This is a genomic window from Peribacillus sp. NPDC097675 (assembly GCF_050277655.1).
In the GTDB taxonomy this organism is placed as follows: domain Bacteria; phylum Bacillota; class Bacilli; order Bacillales; family DSM-1321; genus Peribacillus.
Window position 1 is genome coordinate 457263 of record NZ_JBNNSK010000001.1, and the last position, 20156, is coordinate 477418.

The window sequence follows — 20156 nt, forward strand, 5'->3', positions numbered from 1 at the left end:
GGGGAAAAAGATGGCAGTGATTTCTTATATAGATGCAGTAACAATGGCAATGAGAGAAGAGATGGAAAGAGATTCACGTGTATTCATCTTGGGAGAGGACGTTGGAAAAAAAGGGGGAGTCTTTAAAGCGACAAATGGGTTATATGATCAATTTGGAGAAGCAAGGGTCATAGACACGCCTCTTGCAGAGTCGGCGATAGCTGGTGTTGGCATTGGAGCTGCCATGTATGGACTTCGCCCGATTGCTGAAATCCAGTTTGCAGATTTTATCATGCCCGCAGTGAATCAAATCGTATCCGAAGCGGCAAAAATCCGCTATCGTTCCAATAATGATTGGAACTGTCCAATGGTCATACGCGCTCCTTATGGTGGCGGGGTCCATGGGGCTTTATATCATTCCCAATCTGTAGAGGCTATGTTCGCGAATCAACCGGGACTGAAAATCGTGATGCCTTCCACTCCCTATGATGTAAAAGGTTTGCTTAAGGCGGCCATTCGGGATGAGGATCCTGTGCTTTTCTTTGAGCATAAGCGTGCATACCGTTTGATTAAAGGCGAAGTGCCAGCGGATGATTATGTGCTTCCGATTGGCAAAGCGGACGTGAAAAGAGAGGGAGAGGACATTACGGTCATAACTTATGGCCTTTGTGTACATTTTGCTCTTCAGGCAGCAGAAAAACTAGCAATGGATGGTATCTCGGCACATATTTTAGATTTGCGCACCGTATATCCTTTAGATAAGGAAGCCATCATGGAAGCTGCCTCTAAAACGGGCAAGGTCCTGCTGGTTACGGAAGATAATAAAGAAGGTAGCATAATGAGTGAGGTCGCGGCCATCATTGCCGAGCATTGCTTATTTGATTTGGATGCGCCAATCAAGAGGTTGGCTGGTCCTGATATCCCTGCCATGCCTTATGCACCTACAATGGAAAAACACTTTATGGTGACACCAGATAAAGTGGAGAAGGCGATGAGAGAACTAGCTGAATTTTGATGATAGAAAAGAAGGAGGTTTTGAAACATGGCGATAGAACAGATGAAAATGCCCCAGCTTGGTGAAAGCGTGACCGAAGGAACAATCAGTAAATGGCTAGTCCAGCCAGGTGATCACGTCACGAAGTATGATCCACTTGCTGAAGTGATGACGGATAAAGTAAACGCTGAAGTTCCTTCTTCCTTTACAGGGGTTGTTAAAGAATTAAAGGCAGATGAGAATCAAACGCTAGCTGTAGGGGAAGTCATATGCTCGATTGAAGTGGAGTCGACTATGCCCAAGGAATTGGAAGAAGATAACGACAAAGAGAAACATGATGACACGGAAACTACTAAGATGAAGCCATCAACTGAAATTCCAAACAAGGTACGATTTTCCCCAGCTGTCTTGAAGCTCTCCCAGGAACATGATATCAATCTATCTCAAGTGAAGGGAACAGGGCATGAAGGCAGGATTACACGTAAAGACTTATTAAAGCTCATTGAATCAGGTAATCTCCCTAAACCGGTTGTTGAACCTGAAAGAACCGTTGTAAAGGGGAACGAACCTCCTTCAGTACCAATAAAAGAAAATAAAGAATTCACGATCCCTTCCGTGGCTGGGGATAGAGAAATTCCTGTCACAGGGGTGCGGAAAGCGATTGCTTCGAATATGTTGAAAAGTAAGCATGAGATTCCACATGCCTGGACGATGGTTGAAGTAGATGCAACGAATATGGTTAAACTTCGGGATACACTTAAAGCTGATTTTAAACAAAAGGAAGGTTATAATTTAACCTATTTTGCCTTCTTTGTTAAAGCGATTGCTCAGGCATTGACGGAGTTCCCTCAAATCAACTCCATGTGGGCGGGCGATAAAATTATCCAAAAGAAAGAAATCAATATTTCCATCGCCGTTGCAACGGAAGATGCCCTATTTGTTCCTGTCATAAAAAATGCCGATGAGAAATCAATTAAAGGGATCGCAAGGGAAATTAACGAATTGGCTTTAAAGGTGAAACAAGGAAAATTAAAGGCAGATGATATGCAGGGTGGTACGTTCACTGTCAATAATACAGGTTCATTTGGTTCTGTTCAGTCTATGGGAATTATCAATTATCCCCAAGCAGCCATCATTCAAGTGGAGACCATTGTAAAAAGACCGGTGATTATTAATGACATGATTGCTGTCCGTGATATGGTCAACCTTTGTTTATCACTCGATCATCGAGTATTGGATGGTCTGGTATGTGGACGATTCTTAGCGAGGGTAAAAGAAATCATTGAGAAGATATCAGCGGACAATACATCGGTATATTAATGGGGAAAAAGAAGGAGGTAACCATAAAGGTGCTTCCTTTTCTCTGTGCCTCTGTAACTGTTTTTACATATAAAGAAATAGAGTATTTAGAAAATAGTCGACAATGTTTATATTTTTGCTATTATTTTATAGAGGCACTTCTCGTAGAAAGGAAAGCTACTTTTCGTCAGTCATTGCGTCCCTCTCACATAATTCTATAATTTCTTAAATTATAAGAATATTATGATAGAATGAAAGTAATGGGTCGGAGAGTGTTTTTCTTATGTGATTGACTGAGCGTTCGGTCTTCGTGTGATTCAGCCATTAGGTAGCAAACTATAAGGGAGCGATACAAATGGATTTGAAAGATGTACAAAACATATCCTTTCCAATACCGTCATTAGATGAATGGAAGGAAGCGGTAGAGACTAGTTTAAAAGGAAAAAGTGTCGAAAAATTAAAAACAAATACATATGAAAGCATTACTTTACATCCCCTCTATACCGAATCTGATTCAGCAGATAAAAAGGCTGAGCTTCCTGGATTTGCACCCTTTACCCGTGGAATCTCTCCAACGGGTTATTATGAGCAACCCTGGCTTGTCGTACAACCTGTAAGCGGTATCACGGCAGAAGAGGCCAATGAAAAAATGCGTGCCGCGTTAGAACGAGGTCAAAATATTGTCGTTTATCCCGTTCAGCTACTTGCTGAAGGAGCTAGGGCTTCAACACTTTTTAATAACCTACCATTGAAGGAATTTCCCGTTTTCATTGACCTAAAAGGGAAACAAAAAGAACTACTCCCTCAATTCAAAGCTGTAGCAAATGAACAAAATGCAGAGATGACAGGTGTGCTAGCAGAAGATCCGATTGCAGAATGGTTGGTACGTGGCCAACTTCCAAAAGATATAGAAAAGTATTTTTCAGAGTGGGCCAAAACGATTCAAGGTTACCAACATGTAGGTACAGATTTAAAGTCCGTTCTTGTCAACACGGCTATTTTTCATAATGGAGGAGCCAATGCGGTACAAGAGCTTGCCTATGGATTGGCTGTAGCAGTCCAATATATATTAGAAGGGCAAAAGCAGGGACTTTCCATACGGGATATTACTGAAAAAATCGTCTTTTCTTTTGCTGTGGATTCCAATTACTTTATGTCAATTGCGAAGCTACGAGCGGCTAGAAGATTATGGGCAGGTATGGCGGAAGCGTTTGAGGAAGATGCTTCTTATTTTAAAATGACGATACATGCCGTTACTTCTGAATTGACAGAAACGCTTTATGATGAATATGTGAATATTCTTCGTACCACGAATCAAGCATTTGCTGCGGCAATTGGAGGTATTCAATATTTGCAGATTCATCCATTTAATCACGCTTCTGGAGCGTCCAATGAATTTTCGGAAAGAATTGCGCGCAATACGCATTTAATCCTTAAAGAAGAAACGAATATGACAGCAGTGGTTGATCCTGCTGGAGGCTCTTGGTATATAGAGGAATTGACAGATGAGCTAGCTGAAAAAGCATGGGCGAAGTTTCTTAAAATTGATGGTGCTGGTGGCATTCTAGAGGCCATTAAGCAAGGTGCTTTGCAATCAGACCTTGGAGAAGTCTATCAAGCTAGGGTCCAAAATGCAGCATTGAGGAAAGAAAGTATCATCGGTACCAATGTTTACCCGAACCCTACCGATAAAATCTCAACAGGATCCACTTATGTAGAACAGCAGTCGTATATGGTTGTGGAGGAGCCAGTGACTATTACGCCAATCCAATTACAACGCATATCATCCCAATTTGAACAGTTAAGATTACGAAGTGAAAAAAGTAAGCAACATGACGGGAATGCGCCAAAAATTGGTCTGATTAATTTAAATGAACTTAAATCTTATAAGCCTCGCGCTGACTTTATCAAAGGCCTTGTTGCAGCTGGCGGAATAGAAACGGTTGAAAGTAGGGGTTGCCAAACTAGTCAGGAAGCGGTCGATTACATAACTGATACCCAACTTTCCATCTATTGCATATGTGGAAGCGATTTAGATTATTCGGATAAGGCGGAAGCTACCATCAAGGAAATCAAACGGCAATTCCCACATCTCAAATTATATGTTGCAGGCAAGCAGCAAGAGGAATTAGAGAGCCTTTTGCTAGAAGCTGGAGTGGATAACTTTATCCATGTCAAAACGAATGTTGTGGAGATCTTGACTGATCTACTACAAGAGCTAGGGGTGAACTAACGATGAAAAAACCAAATTTCTCTACCATAAATCCTGCTAAGGCTGAGTCTAAAGGAACCTTTGAAGTGTGGAAAAAAGAAGCAGAAGCGGCAGTTGAACAAAATATTGATGACCTTCTATTTGAAACGAATGAACAAATAAAGGTTAAGCCGCTTTATTTGAAAGAAGACAATCAAAACCTGGAGCATATGGACAGTGTACCAGGAATTGCTCCGTATACAAGGGGACCTTATCCATCTATGTACGTTAACCGGCCGTGGACGGTCCGTCAATATGCAGGATTCTCTACTGCTGAAGAATCTAACGCGTTTTACCGTCGGAATTTGGCAATGGGTCAAAAGGGTCTCTCGGTGGCTTTCGATTTAGCGACACACCGTGGCTACGATTCAGATCACCCGCGTGTTGTGGGGGATGTTGGTAAAGCCGGGGTAGCGATAGACTCTATACTAGATATGAAAATCTTATTTGATGGAATCCCACTGGATCAAATGTCGGTATCGATGACTATGAATGGAGCGGTCTTGCCTATTCTAGCTTTTTATATCGTTACAGCCGAAGAGCAGGGGGTCACTCAGGATAAGCTTTCTGGAACCATTCAAAATGATATTTTAAAGGAATATATGGTTCGAAATACGTATATCTATCCGCCCGAGATGTCGATGAAGATCATAGCTGATATATTTGAGTATACGTCCAAGTATATGCCTAAATTCAATTCCATCTCCATTTCTGGTTATCACCTCCAGGAAGCAGGGGCGCCAGCTGACATTGAGCTTGCTTATACGTTGGCCGATGGTCTTGAGTATGCAAGAACAGGAATGAAAGCCGGGATTGATATTGATAAATTTGCCCCACGTTTGTCATTCTTCTGGGCTGTCGGCATGAATTACTTTATGGAAGTGGCAAAAATGAGAGCGGGTCGGTTCATCTGGTCAAAACTCATGAAACAATTCGAACCGAAGAATAAGAAAGCGATGGCCTTAAGAACTCACTCCCAAACATCGGGATGGAGCCTTTCTGAACAAGACCCCTTTAATAATGTGGCACGTACTTTGATCGAGGCCCATGCGGCTGCACTTGGCCATACACAATCGTTGCATACGAACGCCTTGGATGAGGCGATTGCCCTTCCAACAGATTTCTCCGCGCGTATTGCTCGCAATACACAGTTATATCTTCAGGAGGAGACGGGTATTACAAAGGTCATTGATCCATGGGCAGGTTCATATTACGTCGAATCGTTAACAAATGAACTGATTAATCGGGCTTGGGCTCATATTGAGGAGATTGAAGGGCTCGGAGGCATGGCGAAAGCGATTGAAACAGGCCTTCCAAAAATGAGAATCGAAGAAGCTGCAGCAAAACGTCAGGCAAAAATCGATTCTCAAGATGAAACAATCGTCGGCGTGAATAAATACCGTCTGAAAAAGGAAGATGCAATCGAAATCTTGGAAATTGATAACTCCGCCGTTCGTGAAAGTCAACTCAAGCGTCTGAGCGTCCTTAAAGAAAAAAGAGATCAAGAGAAAGTTGATGAAGCTCTCCAGACATTGACACAAGCTGCAAGATCGGGGGAAGGGAACTTGCTAGAATTGGCTGTACAGGCAGCTCGAGCCCGTGCATCACTGGGGGAAATTTCGGATGCCATTGAAGAGGTAGCTGGACGACATAAAGCCACAATTCGCTCTATCAGCGGTGTTTATAGTTCAGCTTACTCAAAAGAAGCGGAAATTGAGGAAGTTATCGCGATGACTGATGAATTCCTTGAAAATGAAGGCAGACGACCTCGTTTATTGATGGCTAAGATGGGTCAGGATGGCCATGACCGTGGATCTAAAGTGGTAGGTACCGGATTTGCTGACTTAGGCTATGATGTTGATATCGGACCGCTATTCCAAACACCAGAGGAAACCGCTCTTCAGGCAGTCGAAAACGATGTGCATGTAGTAGGTATGAGTTCGCTCGCTGCAGGTCACAAAACATTACTGCCCCAGTTGATGGCAGAACTGAAAAAATTGGGTAGGGAAGATATCATCGTCATTGTCGGTGGGGTTATCCCGGCACAAGATTATGATTATTTAATGGAAAATGGCGCGTCTGCGATTTTCGGACCCGGAACCGTTATTCCACAGGCAGCCAAAAAAGTACTTCAGGAAATATACCACCGCCTCGGTTATGAGGAAGTGGCGCAGTAATGACAGAAGATAAGAAGCCGGCATGGGTGGATCTTAATAATCAGGATGGTTTTGCTTCTTCGTTAAAACCAGGTGTGGAATTAGAGTCCGGCCACAATAAAGCTTCCAAAAGTAGATTTGTCAAAAAGCAAAATGTGAGTATTTCCATTCCTGAACTGAAAGATGGAATCTTAACAGGACAGAGGGCTAAGCTTGCTAAAGGAATTACATTAGTTGAAAGCAATGCCGAACATCATTTCGAATTGGCTCAAGAACTTTTGCATTCTATCCTTCCTCACACAGGATCTTCGCTCCGCATCGGCATCTCTGGTGTTCCTGGAGCGGGGAAAAGTACGTTTATTGAAACGTTTGGAACCTACTTGTGTAATAAGGGATATAAGGTAGCGGTCCTTGCAGTCGACCCTAGTTCCTCCATCAATGGAGGGAGCATACTCGGGGATAAGACAAGGATGGAGGAATTGGCACGGAATCCCCAAGCTTTTATCCGTCCTTCCCCATCGGAAGGAACTTTAGGTGGCGTGCATCGTAAAACGAGGGAAACGATGTTACTTTGTGAGGCTGCCGGTTTTGATGTGATCTTGATTGAAACGGTGGGTGTAGGTCAGAGTGAAGCAATTGTCCGAAGTATGGTCGATTTTTTCATGTTGCTGGTCCTTACAGGAGCCGGGGATGAATTGCAGGGGATGAAAAAAGGAATCATGGAACTTGTGGATAGTATAGTGGTCAATAAAGCAGACGGTGAAAACATCCCGCTTGCGATGAGGACCAGATCGGAATACAGTCGAATTCTTCATTTCCTTCAACCTGCGACCAAGGGTTGGGCTGGAAAAGCGTATACGTGTTCGTCTGTTACTGGAAAGGGAATCCCTGATATCTGGGATGTATTACAGGAGTTTTCTTCAACAACAAAGCAATCTGGAGTCTTTCAAGAACGGAGAAGGATGCAATCCATAGAATGGCTTCATTCTTTAATAGATCATCAGCTTAAAAAGATGTTCTATAAAAATGAAACGGTCAAAGGCTTACTTCCCAAGCTTGAAAATGAAGTGATGTCCGGTAATAAGACAGTCACAAAGGCTGTCCAACAAGCATTCCAATCTTTTTCGAATTCCTTTAAGCCGGATTGAAGATGGCACTGGAGAAAGTGAACACGCATAGAGCCTTCTTATTTATATCCGTTGATTGGAAGTTTGGTGGTTTCTGTTCATTGCCAGTTAAATTTATTGAATCAGGCTTCATGAATTGATATGATAGGTGTGAAGAGAAAAACCTGGAAGGAGCTCTATATTATGAATATGGATTTCAATTTTTTAATGAATGACGTGGTCAAACAAGCTCGCGATGAGATTAAGACTGCTGGATATACAGAACTGACGACTGCCGAGGAAGTGGAAAACGTACTTGCTCAAAAAGGTACGACACTTGTTATGGTCAATTCCGTTTGTGGATGTGCTGGGGGAATAGCAAGACCGGCTGCAGCACACGCCATTCATAATGATAAACGTCCTGATCAGCTTGTTACTGTTTTTGCTGGTCAAGATAAAGAAGCGACTGCGATGGCGCGTGATTATTTCGAAGGATATCCGCCTTCCTCTCCATCATTTGCACTTCTTAAAGATGGAAAGATCATCACCATGATCGAACGACATGAAATTGAGGGACATCATCCAATGTCTGTAGTTGAAAAACTGCAATCATACTTTGATGAATATTGTGAAGAAGTGTAACCCACTTTTATACATTAAGTTATATAGAAATACGAAAAAACCCGCCAAATGGCGGGTTTTTTTATTCGTGATTTTGCATAAAAGCCAAGTGGTAGGGGTGGTGGAATACTTTCTTAAGGAGAATTCCTTCATATAGACAGATTATTATATTTTAATTTGGTTAAAATAATATTCTAAAAAATAATTTGTTTGTTGAATAATTATAAGAATGTGTTAAAATACACTTGGGTGCATGAATATTAGTTCATTACACGAGTATATGTTTAACGTAATTAAGCTTTGGCTCATAAAAGATGGAAAAACTACCTTGGAGGAATAATGATGAAATTGAAAAAACGAGTAGCATTGTTGCTTACTTCTGTTTTACTAGTAGGTATTTTAGCAGCATGTGGAACCTCAGAGAAAAAAGAAGAGAATACATCAGGTAATGAAGATAAAAAAGTGCTAGTCATGGGAACATCTGCGGATTATCCACCGTTTGAATATGTTGAAACATCCAAAAGCGATGAAATCAAAGGTTTTGACGTGGATATTGCTAAGGCAATCGGTAAGAAATTAGGATATGAAGTCCAAGTGAAGGACATTGACTTTAACAGTCTTGTTCCATCCCTTGAAAATAAATCAGTTGATTTTGTTATCTCAGGAATGACTCCCACACCAAAACGTGAGAAATCAGTTGATTTTAGCGATATTTATTATACAGCTAAAAATATGATAATTACGACAAAAGGCAGTAACATTAAAACGGTTGAAGATTTAAAAGGGAAAACGGTTGGTGTACAGCTTGCTTCTATCCAAGAGACATTGGCGACTGACCTAAATAAAAGTAAGGATATCGGTATGAAGGTCGAAAAACGCAATCGTATTCCAGAAATCGTCCAGGAACTGGTTTCTAAACGTTTTGATGGGGTAATTATTGAAGGGAAAGTTGCTGAAGGATATCTAAAAGACAATCCGGATTTAGTGGGATATGAGATCGAAACTGGGGAAAAAGACGCTGGTCTCGCTATAGCATTCCAAAAGGGCAGTGATTTAAAGGAAGATTTCAATACTGAACTAAACAATATGATGGATAATGGTGAAATGGAAAAATTAATTCTAAAATGGTTAGGTAACGGTGAAACTAAATAATACAGAGAAAAGGGAAAACGTTCAGAAGAGTTAAATATGCCTTCTGAGCGTTTTTCCACGCTTTATTGAGTATAAAGTGAATAAGGAAGGCCTTTAATAGGTCTTTATAAGAGAGGATGAATGGAGTGAATTTGGATTTTGAAAGGATTATGCCTTCCCTTCCATATATCATGGAGGGAATACCGACTACATTAAAAGTTGTAGCGGTTGCGGCTGTAATCGGTTTTGTTTTGGGGATAATTTTATCCATACTGAAAATTAGCAGAATCAAGCCATTGAATTGGCTTGCTGACTTTTATACATCGATATTCCGTGGTACACCATTAGTTTTACAATTGATGCTTATTTATTTTGGATCTCCACAAATTTTAGGCATACAAATAGAAGCGTTTCAGGCAGCTTTCTTGGCTTTCGGTTTAAACTCTGCAGCATATATTTCGGAAATCATCAGGGGAGGTATATTAGCGGTCGATAAAGGTCAACGTGAAGCCGCGCTTGCTCTCGGTGTCCCTTATTCAAGTATGATGTTGAATATCATCTTGCCGCAGGCCATCAAGAATATTCTTCCATCTTTAGTGAATGAATTGATTTCCCTAACAAAGGAATCGGCTGTTGTAACAATTATTGGATTAGGCGACATCATGCGCCGTTCTTATATTGTCGGCGGTGAAACATATAAATTCTTCGAGCCGATATTATTTGCCGGTCTCATTTATTATGTGATGGTCATGATTCTCACCATCTTGGGCAAAGTGATTGAAAGGAGAATGAGACGCAGTGATTAAAATAGATAAACTTCAAAAAAATTATGGCAAACTTAAGGTCCTAAAAGGAATCAGTACTGAAATTGGGCAGGGTGAAGTTTTGGCAATAATCGGGCCTTCTGGCTCGGGTAAATCGACTTTTCTTCGTTGTATAAACATGCTTGAAACACCTACAGATGGTCAAATCTGGTTCAAGGATCAAAACATTACGGAAAAAAAGACTAATATTATGAAAGTGCGTGAGAATGTGGGGATGGTATTCCAGCATTTTCATTTATTTCCCCATAAAACAGTGCTGGAGAACTTGACGTATGCCCCTATGAAGGTGAAGAAGCTATCAAAAGCTGAAGCTGTAAAACAGGCACGTGAGCTTTTGAATAAAGTTGGACTGGCTGATAAGGAAACAACTTATCCTAACCGTCTTTCTGGTGGGCAAAAACAAAGGGTGGCTATCGCACGTGCATTGGCCATGAATCCGGAAGTCATCCTTTTTGATGAACCGACTTCAGCTCTTGACCCGGAAATGGTAAAAGAAGTATTGGATGTTATGAAGTCGCTTGCCAATACAGGTATGACTATGTTAATAGTGACGCATGAAATGGGATTTGCTAAAGAAGTGGCCGATCGAGTGCTATTCTTGGATGGCGGCTTACTTGTTGAAGAAAGCGCACCTGAAGAATTCTTTTCCAATCCGAAAAGCCAGCGTGCCAAAGATTTTCTTCAAAAAGTGCTATAGAACGAAATGATAGCAACCGTGGTTTGAAAAAGGTAACTTTTGTTACCTTTTTTATTTTATCCAAATAATGTATTATGGGTATAACGAATTATTAATTATTTAGAATTTTCCTTCATAAAGGACTGTGAAATTATCAGGATAGCTGATAGGATTATAAATAGAAGTGAAAGAAGCTAGGTGATACATAACATGTTCAAAATCGGGTACAGAACCATTAAAACGGCTTTGGGTACGTCCATAGCGATTATTATTGCACAACTACTTGGTTTGGATAATTTCTCTTCTGCAGGAATCATAACAATTTTATGTATACAGGTTACAAAAAAGAAATCGGTTTATGCCTCCTGGCATCGGTTTTTAGCGTGTATAATCGCTATGGTCTATTCTACTTTGCTGTTTCAGTTTATTGCTTTCCATCCTCTTGTGATCGGCCTTATCCTTCTTATATTCATACCCACTACGGTTGCCCTGAATGTTAACGAAGGAATAGTCACAAGCAGTGTCATCATCTTGCATCTTTATGGATCGGGGAAGATCACCCTTTCTCTACTGTTGAATGAAACGATTTTGATTGCGGTTGGAGTGGGAGTGGCACTTATCATGAATCTATACATGCCTAGTGTTGAAAAGAAATTATTCGCTTACCAAGATGAAATAGAGACTAATTTTAGTGCCATTTTAATGGCCGTCGTTCGCTACTTACGGAATAATGACCACTCATGGGATGGGAAGGAAATCACGAAAACGGCGAGCCTTCTTAATGAAGCCAAAAGTCTTGCTTTCAAGGATGTGGAAAATCATTTTCTTCGTGAAGAAGATCTCCATTATCATTATTTTAAAATGAGGGAAAAGCAATTTGAAATAATTGAAAGAATTCTTCCTTTAGTCACCAATATTCCTCTTGTTGTTAAGCAAAGTGGCATATTGGCAGATTTTATAGAGGATTTGGCAGAGAATGTTCACCCTCAAAATACGGCTATCCTTTATCTGAAGAAACTTGAAGAACTGGAGGAATTTTTTAAGGGGATGGAACTTCCGCAAACCCGGGAAGAGTTTGAATCAAGGGCGGCTTTATTACAACTTATGAAGGAAATGGAACGTTATTTATGGCTTAAGCATTCTTTCAAAGGATTGCCCAAGGAGAGTAATAATCGCATGAAAAAGCTACCGTTGGCTTAAACTAAGCAAAAAAGTAAAGGGAATGGTGGAAATGAAACGAGTCCTTTCTTTATTGTTATTGCTTATCTTGTCAATGTGGCCGTCTCAGGTCAATGGCCAAACTGTCAATTACGGAGATCCTTTTATTATCATTAATAAAGCCAATAATAAATTGGCTTTTATTGACGACAACGTGGTCCAAGAGATTTTACCGGTCGGAACAGGCAAGAGTCAGGATTTGACGCCTGAAGGGTTATTTACCGTCAAAGTAAAAGCGGTTAACCCTTACTACCGAAAAAAAAATATTCCTGGTGGAGATCCCAGAAATCCACTTGGGTCAAGATGGATTGGTATTGATGCCAGGAATACAGATGGCAGGATTTATGGGATTCATGGAACCAATCAACCATCCTCAATCGGGAAATACATTTCAAATGGCTGTGTGAGGATGCATAAACCGGATGTAGAGAGGCTATATGAAAAGGTCCCGATTGGAACAAAGGTTTTAATAACTCTATCGAATGAAAGTTTCAAAACCATAGCCAAAAATATAGGAGCTATTAAATAGAAAAGAGGGAAGCAGATAGCTCCCCTCCTAAAACCTATTACAATAAAAAGGCGATTCCCGATAGTAAGGTCATCAATAACATCGAGATAAGCATGAGATAGACAACAACTTTTCTTACTTTTTTATTTTTCATTATGCTCTCTCCTCAAAACAGTATGATTAATTTCATTTTAACTTGAATATATAGGAGAAACAAGCAAAAGTGAAATGTTCTCATTATCCAAAATTTAAATGGCTACGTGATAAATTGATAGAAAATTCAATAGAATGAAAATAGTACATAGTATGGGGGAAAAAATAAATGATTAAAAATATTGATCATATCGGCATAGCTGTTAAATCATTAGAGGAAGCCTTGCCACTTTATACCGAAACATTGAAATTGCAACTTGAAGGAATTGAAACGGTTGAAAGCCAAGGTGTTAAAGTGGCATTCATCCTTGCTGGAAATACTCGTTTAGAATTGTTGGAAGCGCTGTCTCCCGAAAGTGCCATCGCTAAATTCATCGAAAAAAGAGGAGAGGGCATTCACCATGTGGCTTTGGGTGTGGAGCAAATAGAAGATCGGATTAAGGAGATAAAAGAATCCGGTCTTCGGATGATTGATGAGAAATCAAGAAAGGGAGCACACCACGCGGATGTCGCTTTCATTCATCCAAAATCAACAGCTGGTGTACTATATGAACTTTGTGAAAGAACTGTATCAAAGGAGGAGGAAAACTAATGGATATCTATGAAACTATTAATGATTTATACGATCGACGTCGCAAGGTAGAAATGGGCGGTGGGGAAGATAGAATCGAAAAGCAACATGAAAAAGGAAAACTAACGGCGAGGGAAAGAATCGATCTTCTTGTGGATGAGGGTACATTCGTCGAACTGAATCCCTTTATCAAACACCGTAATACCAATTTTGGTATGGAAAAGGCAGAAGGACCAGGTGAAGGCGTAGTAACGGGTTATGGGAAGGTTAATGGCCGTGATATTTATTTGTTCTCACAGGATTTTACCGTTTTCGGTGGTGCACTCGGTGAAATGCATGCCCTGAAAATTGCGAATGTTATGGATTTAGCTGCAGAAAATGGTGCTCCATTCATCGGGTTGAATGATTCCGGCGGAGCGCGTATTCAGGAAGGAGTAGTGTCCCTTGATGGGTATGGACAAATTTTCTACCGTAATTCGATATACTCTGGTGTAATTCCACAAATTTCAGTCATTTTAGGACCTTGTGCGGGTGGCGCGGTTTATTCTCCAGCCATTACGGATTTTGTATTCATGGTCGAAAAATCTAGCCAAATGTTCATTACAGGACCGAAAGTCATTGAAACGGTGACAGGGGAAAAAATATCATCTGAAGGGCTAGGTGGAGCAAAGGTACATAATACAGTTAGCGGTAATGCCCATTTCATGGGAGCTTCTGAGGAAGAGGTTTTAGCCGATGTTAAACGTCTTCTAAGTTATCTGCCACAAAATAACCAAGAAAAGCCACCGGTTCTAGAAGCGACAGATGAGGATGACTATCGTCCGGACTTAACGGATATAGTTCCGTATGAAGGCATCCGGCCATACGATGTACGAAAAGTGGTCGATCAAATTGTTGATGAGAATTCTTTCATGGAAGTACAAGCAGGGTTCGCAAAGAATATAGTGGTCGGCTTAGCACGCATTAAAGGGAAATCAGTGGGTCTTATTTGTAACCAGCCAAAAGTGTTGGCTGGTGGACTGGATATTGATTCGTCTGATAAAGCTGCTCGTTTCATACGATTCTGTGACTCATTTAATATTCCATTGATTACATTTGAGGATGTTTCCGGATTCTTCCCGGGTGTTAAACAAGAACATGGAGGGATTATCCGTCATGGGGCCAAACTTCTATATGCATATTCCGAAGCCACCGTGCCAAAATTAACGGTCATTCTTCGTAAAGCCTATGGTGGTGCTTACGTGGCTCTCAATAGTAAATCGATTGGTGCGGATCTTACGTTTGCCTGGCCAAATGCGGAGATTGCGGTTATGGGTTCAGCGGGTGCTGCAAACATCATCTTTGCTCGCGAAATTGCAAATAGTGAAGATCCAGAAGCAACACGGGCAGAGAAAATAGAAGAATACCGTGAGAAGTTCGCAAATCCATATGTGGCCGCAAGTCTTGGAATGGTCGATGACGTTATTGACCCTCGTGAAACTAGGATCAAGATCATTCAATCGCTTGAAATGTTACGTAACAAAAAAGAAACACGCCCGTGGAAAAAACACGGAAATATTCCGTTGTAATAACCATTATTATGGAAGGAGTTTGGAATCTATCCGATTTCATGCTCCTTTTTTCGAGACGAGAAGTTTGATTCTTTAGGCTTTTCCATTTTGCAACCTCCCAAACTTATTGCCTTTTTTAAAATAAGAATCCTTTTCTTCAGATTATTTGCCGGGTAACAGCTTTAGAAGTATACTTATAGAGGAAAACTTTTTTGGAGGTTTTAATGATGATTAATGAAGAACGGTTAGTTAGTGAATTCTTTGAATTGGTGCAAATTGATTCAGAAACTAAAAATGAAGCAGCAATTGCAAAAGTGTTAAAAGAAAAATTCATGGCACTTGGCGTGAATGTTTTTGAAGATGATACAATGTCTGTTACGGGTCATGGGGCTGGTAATTTGATTTGTACGCTGAAAGGTACGAAACCAGGCGTAGATACCATTTATTTTACCTCCCATATGGATACGGTCGTACCTGGTAATGGTATCAAGCCGTCTATAAAAGATGGATACATAGTGTCAGATGGAACGACCATTCTAGGGGCAGATGACAAAGCAGGTTTATCGGTTATGCTAGAAACCCTTAAAGTAATTAAAGAACAGAATATTGAACACGGTACTATCGAATTCATTATTACCGTTGGTGAAGAGTCAGGGTTGGTAGGAGCAAAAGCTCTAGATCGTTCTCTTGTCACTGCAAAATTCGGTTTTGCTCTTGATAGCGACGGAAAAGTCGGCAATATCGTTGTTGCAGCCCCTACTCAGGCAAAGGTAGCTGCCACGATCATAGGCAAGACGGCTCATGCTGGAGTGGCTCCTGAAAAAGGTGTTTCTGCGATTACGATTGCTGCAAAAGCCATTTCAAGAATGCCTTTAGGTCGCATTGATGATGAAACGACAGCCAATATCGGACGTTTCCAAGGTGGACAACAAACGAATATCGTTTGTGATCATGTTGAAATTTTATCGGAAGCAAGATCATTGGTTCCTGAAAAAATGGAAAAACAAGTAGCAAGAATGAAAGAAGCTTTCGAGACTGCTGCCATTGAAATGGGCGGACGGGCTGAAGTGAAAGTCAATGTCATGTATCCAGGCTTTAAATATGGAGCAGGTGACCATGTGGTCGAAGTTGCTAGAAAAGCGGCAGAGAAAATTGGTCGTCCATGCGAATTAGTGAAAAGCGGTGGCGGTAGTGACGCAAATGTAATTGCTGGATTTGGCATTCCTACGGTTAATCTAGCAGTCGGCTATGAAGACATTCATACAACGAATGAAAGAATTCCAGTGGAAGAATTGACAAAGTTGGCTGAAATGGTTATTAGTATCATTCAGGAAGTTGCTGGAGAGTAATTAACGGAAAATCATTTCTGACCGATTGAAACTGTACTTTCCATCGTGAAACTTGTTGCGGTTACTGTCATTCCCCATAGTTTGTTTGCAGACTGGGTAAAAACAGGATATATGCAAGGTGTAGCGAAAATAGGAAAATATTTAAAAATAATCACTGATTCGAAAGTTCATTTTAACTTTATAAGGCATAATAGAGTTACAGGAATATATCTACAGTCATCAATAAAATGATGACTGTTTTCTTAGATTAGAATGGAAGCAATGCTCAATGGTTATCAAGGTTAGATTGGGGTACCTTAATAGGAGATTTAATTTTAATGGACCCACTTTCGTGAGAGTTGTACTAGTTAGCAAGGATGTGACAATCACATGAAGGATATGTACCCTAGAAATGGAAAGGTCATTCTCCATGTAGACATGAATAGTTTCTACGCCTCAGTGGAAATGTCCTATGATGAATCATTGAAGGGGAAGCCACTAGCCATTGCCGGTAATGTCGAGGAAAGAAGGGGAATCATCGTTACCTGTAGTTACGAAGCGAGAAAGTTTGGCGTGAAAACGACTATGCCCATTTGGCAGGCCAAAAAGCTTTGTCCCCAATTAATCATTCAAAAGCCAAATTTTGAGCGATACCGAAAAGCATCCTTGGCCATATTCGAAGTATTGCGTCAGTATACAGAAATAGTTGAGCCTGTTTCCATTGATGAAGGGTATATGGATATTAGTGAATGTGCAGAATTGGGATCCCCATTGGAAATCGCTAAAAGTATTCAAGAGCGTATCCACAATACGATGGATCTCCCTTGTAGCATCGGTATCGCTCCTAATAAGTTCTTGGCTAAAACGGCATCCGACATGAAAAAGCCGATGGGCATTACGGTTTTAAGAAAAAGAGATGTATCCAGGATCCTCTGGCCTCTACTGGTGGGTGAGATGCATGGGATTGGCGGTAAAACATCTGAAAAACTCCTGACGATCGGTATCAAGACGATTGGAGACCTGGCCAACGCTCACGAAATCCAATTAAAACAGTTATTAGGGATTAATGGCATCCGTTTGAAGGAACGGGCTAATGGAATAGACACGCGAGTCGTTGATCCAGAAGCCATATTCGATCATAAAAGCATAGGGAACTCGACAACCCTTCCACATGATTCAACCAATCAAAGAGAGCTGGTTGGAGTATTGGGGAAGCTTTCGGGAAAAGTTGCAGCACGTTTGAAAAATAAACGTTTGCTCGGCCAGAAAATAGGTATAACGATCCGCTATAAAGACAGAAGGACCATTACGAGAAGCAAAATGGTTTCTAATCCGTTTTTTGAAAAAGAGGATATTTTGAATTGGGCTACTGACCTGTTTTTGAAAAATTGGAATGGGGAGGCCATACGGCTACTAGGCGTGACGGCTTATGATGTTATTGAAAAAGAAGCGGCGTTCAAACAACTCGATATCTTTTCCTTTCAAAAAGACGCTGAAAAAGAACCTTTATATGATGCGATGGAACACTTGCAAAATAAGTATGGAGAAAATATTATTAAAAAGGGTCTTGCTTTGAAAGAACGTTCGATTGGAACGGATACGAGTTTCAGCAAAGATTTTTTTGAGCAATCCAGAAGTAAAAAATAGCATACACCCAAAAGAAGGGAAGGTAATCATGACAAAACAACAAATTGGCGTTATCGGACTTGCGGTAATGGGGAAGAACCTTGCATTTAATATCGAAAGCAGAGGGTATTCAATTTCCGTGTATAATCGTTCAGCTGCAAAAACGGACGAGATGATGGAAGAAGCGGAAGGCAAAAATGTAGTACCGGCATACACTCTTCCGGAATTCGTAAACTCGCTTCAAAAGCCTAGGAAAATTCTATTGATGGTTAAAGCGGGTGCGGCTACGGACGCAACCATTGAACAACTTAAGCCACTTCTTGAAAAAGGGGATATCGTCATAGATGGCGGAAATACGTTCTATAAGGACACTCAGCGCCGTAATGAGGAATTAAGCGAACTTGGTATTCATTTCATCGGCACAGGTGTTTCTGGTGGGGAAGAGGGAGCTCTTACTGGACCTTCCATCATGCCGAGCGGACAAAAAGAAGCATATGACTTAGTAGCTCCGATCTTGAAGGATATATCTGCTAAGGTTGATGGAGATGCATGTTGTACATATATTGGACCAGATGGTGCGGGACATTATGTGAAGATGGTGCATAATGGAATAGAATATGGTGATATGCAACTGATCTCCGAATCATATTTCCTTTTGAAAAATCTACTTGGCCTGTCTGCTGAAGAATTCCATGATGTATTCACAGATTGGAATAAGGGTGAGTTGGATAGCTACCTTATTGAAATCACTGCTGACATTTTCAAACGATATGATGAAGAAACAGGTAAGCCGATGGTCGATATCATTTTAGATAAAGCAGGCCAAAAAGGTACGGGTAAATGGACTAGCCAAAGTGCGCTCGACCTTGGTGTGCCGCTTCCAATCATAACGGAATCTGTTTTTGCACGATACATTTCAGCGATAAAAGAAGAGCGGGTAGAAGCAAGCAAAATCCTGCGTGGTCCTAAAGCCGAGTTTACGGGAGATAAAAAAGCCTTGATTGAAAGCATCCGTAAAGCATTGTATATGAGTAAGATTTGTTCATATGCACAAGGTTTCGCTCAAATGAAGGCTGCTTCTGAAGAAAATAACTGGAACCTGCAATACGGGGATATCGCAATGATATTCCGTGGAGGATGCATCATCCGTGCTCAGTTCCTACAAAAAATCAAAGATGCATATGACCGTGAGGCAAACTTGAATAACCTGCTTCTCGATCCTTATTTCCAAGGAATCGTCGAAAACTATCAAGGTGCTTTGCGTGAAGTGGTCTCTATCGCGGTGATGAACGGTATCCCGGTTCCTTGCCTATCTTCAGCGCTTGCTTATTTCGATAGCTATCGTACAGAAACACTTCCAGCTAATTTGATACAAGCACAACGTGATTACTTTGGTGCCCATACGTATGAACGTATTGATAAAGAAGGCACGTTCCATACGGAATGGATGGAAAAATAATAAAAAAACTGGTTGAAATCTTTCTATTTCAACCAGTTTTTTTTGTTGAAATTAAAAAGAAGGGAGCACTGGCCCCCTTCTCCTACTAACGTCGATGCTCAACAAGGTCTATGACCCCTAACACGACATGTGCCAAACCAAAACCGAAGACCGTATTAGCGACCATTTTGTTTGAGCCACGGTTCTGCTTCATCGCATAACCTGCTGCTGTTACGGCAGTTCCTAAAGCTGTTGGAATTAATCCTTCACGGACATCCATCGTAAATCCCTCCGCCTCCGTTAGTAGTGGTATCCAGATAAAGAACACCATTTGTATTGTTGCCTTGCCATGACTTTATCATTCGGTTTTCTAATAAAAAGAAGAGGGCAGGATAGTTAAATAGCTCATGATAAATGGGTACTTAGTACATTTCTTTTTTATCGTCGGAGTAGTAATATTATACCATCCATATTTTTTAGATGTTATAACTGCGTTAAAGAGGAATGGATTGCTTAACGTATAAGTGAAGCAAGAAAAGGAGTGGTTAAATGATGCACTTCATCTGGATGATCGTAGCATTGATTTTATTTTTTATTGTCTTTGAATCAAGTGTGACATTTTGGCTTAATTCAGGAACCAATTCAGAATCGAAGGATTTTATCCATGCTATACGAGAAAAAATCAACAAAAAGAGTGCTTCATAAAATAGAGAAGAGGATGCAGATC

The 20156-nt window shown here is 40.7% G+C and carries 19 protein-coding genes; 17 read left to right on the forward strand and 2 right to left on the reverse strand.

Going from position 1 to position 20156, the window contains the following annotated elements; genetic code table 11:
• Window positions 1–10: 10 nt before the first annotated feature.
• The 11 genes from ACQKL5_RS02275 to ACQKL5_RS02325 all read left to right on the forward strand — a co-directional run bounded on the left by ACQKL5_RS02275 (window position 11) and on the right by ACQKL5_RS02325 (window position 12784).
• Window positions 11–994 carry an alpha-ketoacid dehydrogenase subunit beta gene (locus ACQKL5_RS02275; protein ID WP_427606398.1) on the forward strand — a complete coding sequence of 328 codons (984 nt, stop codon included), beginning with the start codon at window positions 11–13 and terminating at the stop codon, window positions 992–994.
• 27 nt (window positions 995–1021) lie between these two features.
• Window positions 1022–2293, forward strand: a complete 1272-nt coding sequence (locus ACQKL5_RS02280; RefSeq protein WP_427606399.1) for a dihydrolipoamide acetyltransferase family protein — start codon at window positions 1022–1024, stop codon at window positions 2291–2293.
• A 334-nt stretch (window positions 2294–2627) separates the two neighbouring features.
• Window positions 2628–4505 (forward strand): methylmalonyl-CoA mutase family protein, encoded by a 1878-nt coding sequence (locus tag ACQKL5_RS02285; RefSeq protein WP_427606400.1) that lies wholly within the window; start codon window positions 2628–2630, stop codon window positions 4503–4505.
• A gap of 2 nt (window positions 4506–4507) precedes the next feature.
• Window positions 4508–6700, forward strand: coding sequence for a methylmalonyl-CoA mutase (gene scpA / locus ACQKL5_RS02290; protein WP_427606401.1), 2193 nt, complete (start codon window positions 4508–4510; stop codon window positions 6698–6700).
• A complete protein-coding gene (meaB, locus tag ACQKL5_RS02295) occupies window positions 6700–7827 on the forward strand; it encodes a methylmalonyl Co-A mutase-associated GTPase MeaB (RefSeq protein WP_427606402.1) in 1128 nt (375 codons plus the stop codon). Before scpA ends, meaB begins: the two co-directional genes overlap by 1 nt.
• Window positions 7828–7989: 162 nt before the next feature.
• Complete coding sequence (locus ACQKL5_RS02300; RefSeq protein WP_427606403.1) at window positions 7990–8427, forward strand: BrxA/BrxB family bacilliredoxin; 438 nt, start codon at window positions 7990–7992, stop codon at window positions 8425–8427.
• A gap of 327 nt (window positions 8428–8754) precedes the next feature.
• A complete protein-coding gene (locus ACQKL5_RS02305) occupies window positions 8755–9558 on the forward strand; it encodes a transporter substrate-binding domain-containing protein (RefSeq protein WP_427606601.1) in 804 nt (267 codons plus the stop codon).
• A 125-nt stretch (window positions 9559–9683) separates the two neighbouring features.
• A complete protein-coding gene (locus tag ACQKL5_RS02310; RefSeq protein ID WP_427606602.1) occupies window positions 9684–10343 on the forward strand; it encodes an amino acid ABC transporter permease in 660 nt (219 codons plus the stop codon).
• Entirely contained in the window at window positions 10336–11058 is a 723-nt protein-coding gene (locus ACQKL5_RS02315; protein ID WP_427606404.1) for an amino acid ABC transporter ATP-binding protein, read from the forward strand. Before ACQKL5_RS02310 ends, ACQKL5_RS02315 begins: the two co-directional genes overlap by 8 nt.
• 189 nt (window positions 11059–11247) lie before the next feature.
• The gene (locus ACQKL5_RS02320) at window positions 11248–12237 is read left to right on the forward strand and encodes an aromatic acid exporter family protein (RefSeq protein ID WP_427606405.1); all 990 of its coding nucleotides are present in this window, start codon (window positions 11248–11250) and stop codon (window positions 12235–12237) included.
• A 31-nt stretch (window positions 12238–12268) separates the two neighbouring features.
• A complete protein-coding gene (locus ACQKL5_RS02325) occupies window positions 12269–12784 on the forward strand; it encodes a L,D-transpeptidase (RefSeq protein ID WP_427606603.1) in 516 nt (171 codons plus the stop codon).
• A 37-nt stretch (window positions 12785–12821) separates the two neighbouring features.
• Here the strand turns inward: ACQKL5_RS02325 and prli42 are convergent, their stop codons facing one another.
• On the reverse strand, window positions 12822–12917 hold the full coding sequence (prli42, locus tag ACQKL5_RS02330) for a stressosome-associated protein Prli42 (protein WP_427606406.1): 96 nt from the start codon (window positions 12915–12917) through the stop codon (window positions 12822–12824).
• A gap of 168 nt (window positions 12918–13085) precedes the next feature.
• Between prli42 and mce the strand changes: the two genes are divergently transcribed.
• The 5 genes from mce (at window position 13086) to gndA (ending at window position 19450) form a co-directional block, all read left to right on the forward strand.
• Window positions 13086–13508 carry a methylmalonyl-CoA epimerase gene (mce, locus tag ACQKL5_RS02335; RefSeq protein ID WP_427606407.1) on the forward strand — a complete coding sequence of 141 codons (423 nt, stop codon included), beginning with the start codon at window positions 13086–13088 and terminating at the stop codon, window positions 13506–13508.
• Window positions 13508–15055, forward strand: coding sequence for an acyl-CoA carboxylase subunit beta (locus ACQKL5_RS02340; RefSeq protein ID WP_427606408.1), 1548 nt, complete (start codon window positions 13508–13510; stop codon window positions 15053–15055). Before mce ends, ACQKL5_RS02340 begins: the two co-directional genes overlap by 1 nt.
• Window positions 15056–15264: 209 nt before the next feature.
• Window positions 15265–16386, forward strand: coding sequence for a tripeptidase T (locus tag ACQKL5_RS02345; RefSeq protein ID WP_427606409.1), 1122 nt, complete (start codon window positions 15265–15267; stop codon window positions 16384–16386).
• Between the two features lie 369 nt (window positions 16387–16755).
• Window positions 16756–18012, forward strand: coding sequence for a DNA polymerase IV (locus ACQKL5_RS02350; protein WP_427606410.1), 1257 nt, complete (start codon window positions 16756–16758; stop codon window positions 18010–18012).
• A gap of 28 nt (window positions 18013–18040) precedes the next feature.
• Window positions 18041–19450 carry an NADP-dependent phosphogluconate dehydrogenase gene (gene gndA / locus ACQKL5_RS02355; RefSeq protein ID WP_427606411.1) on the forward strand — a complete coding sequence of 470 codons (1410 nt, stop codon included), beginning with the start codon at window positions 18041–18043 and terminating at the stop codon, window positions 19448–19450.
• Between the two features lie 85 nt (window positions 19451–19535).
• On the opposite strand, the gene ACQKL5_RS02360 is transcribed toward gndA, so the two are convergent.
• Window positions 19536–19709, reverse strand: coding sequence for an asparagine synthase (locus tag ACQKL5_RS02360; RefSeq protein WP_402956599.1), 174 nt, complete (start codon window positions 19707–19709; stop codon window positions 19536–19538).
• 272 nt (window positions 19710–19981) lie between these two features.
• Here ACQKL5_RS02360 and ACQKL5_RS02365 point away from each other — a divergent pair, with 272 nt between their 5' ends.
• Entirely contained in the window at window positions 19982–20134 is a 153-nt protein-coding gene (locus ACQKL5_RS02365) for a hypothetical protein (protein ID WP_427606412.1), read from the forward strand.
• The last annotated feature ends 22 nt before the right edge of the window (window positions 20135–20156 follow it).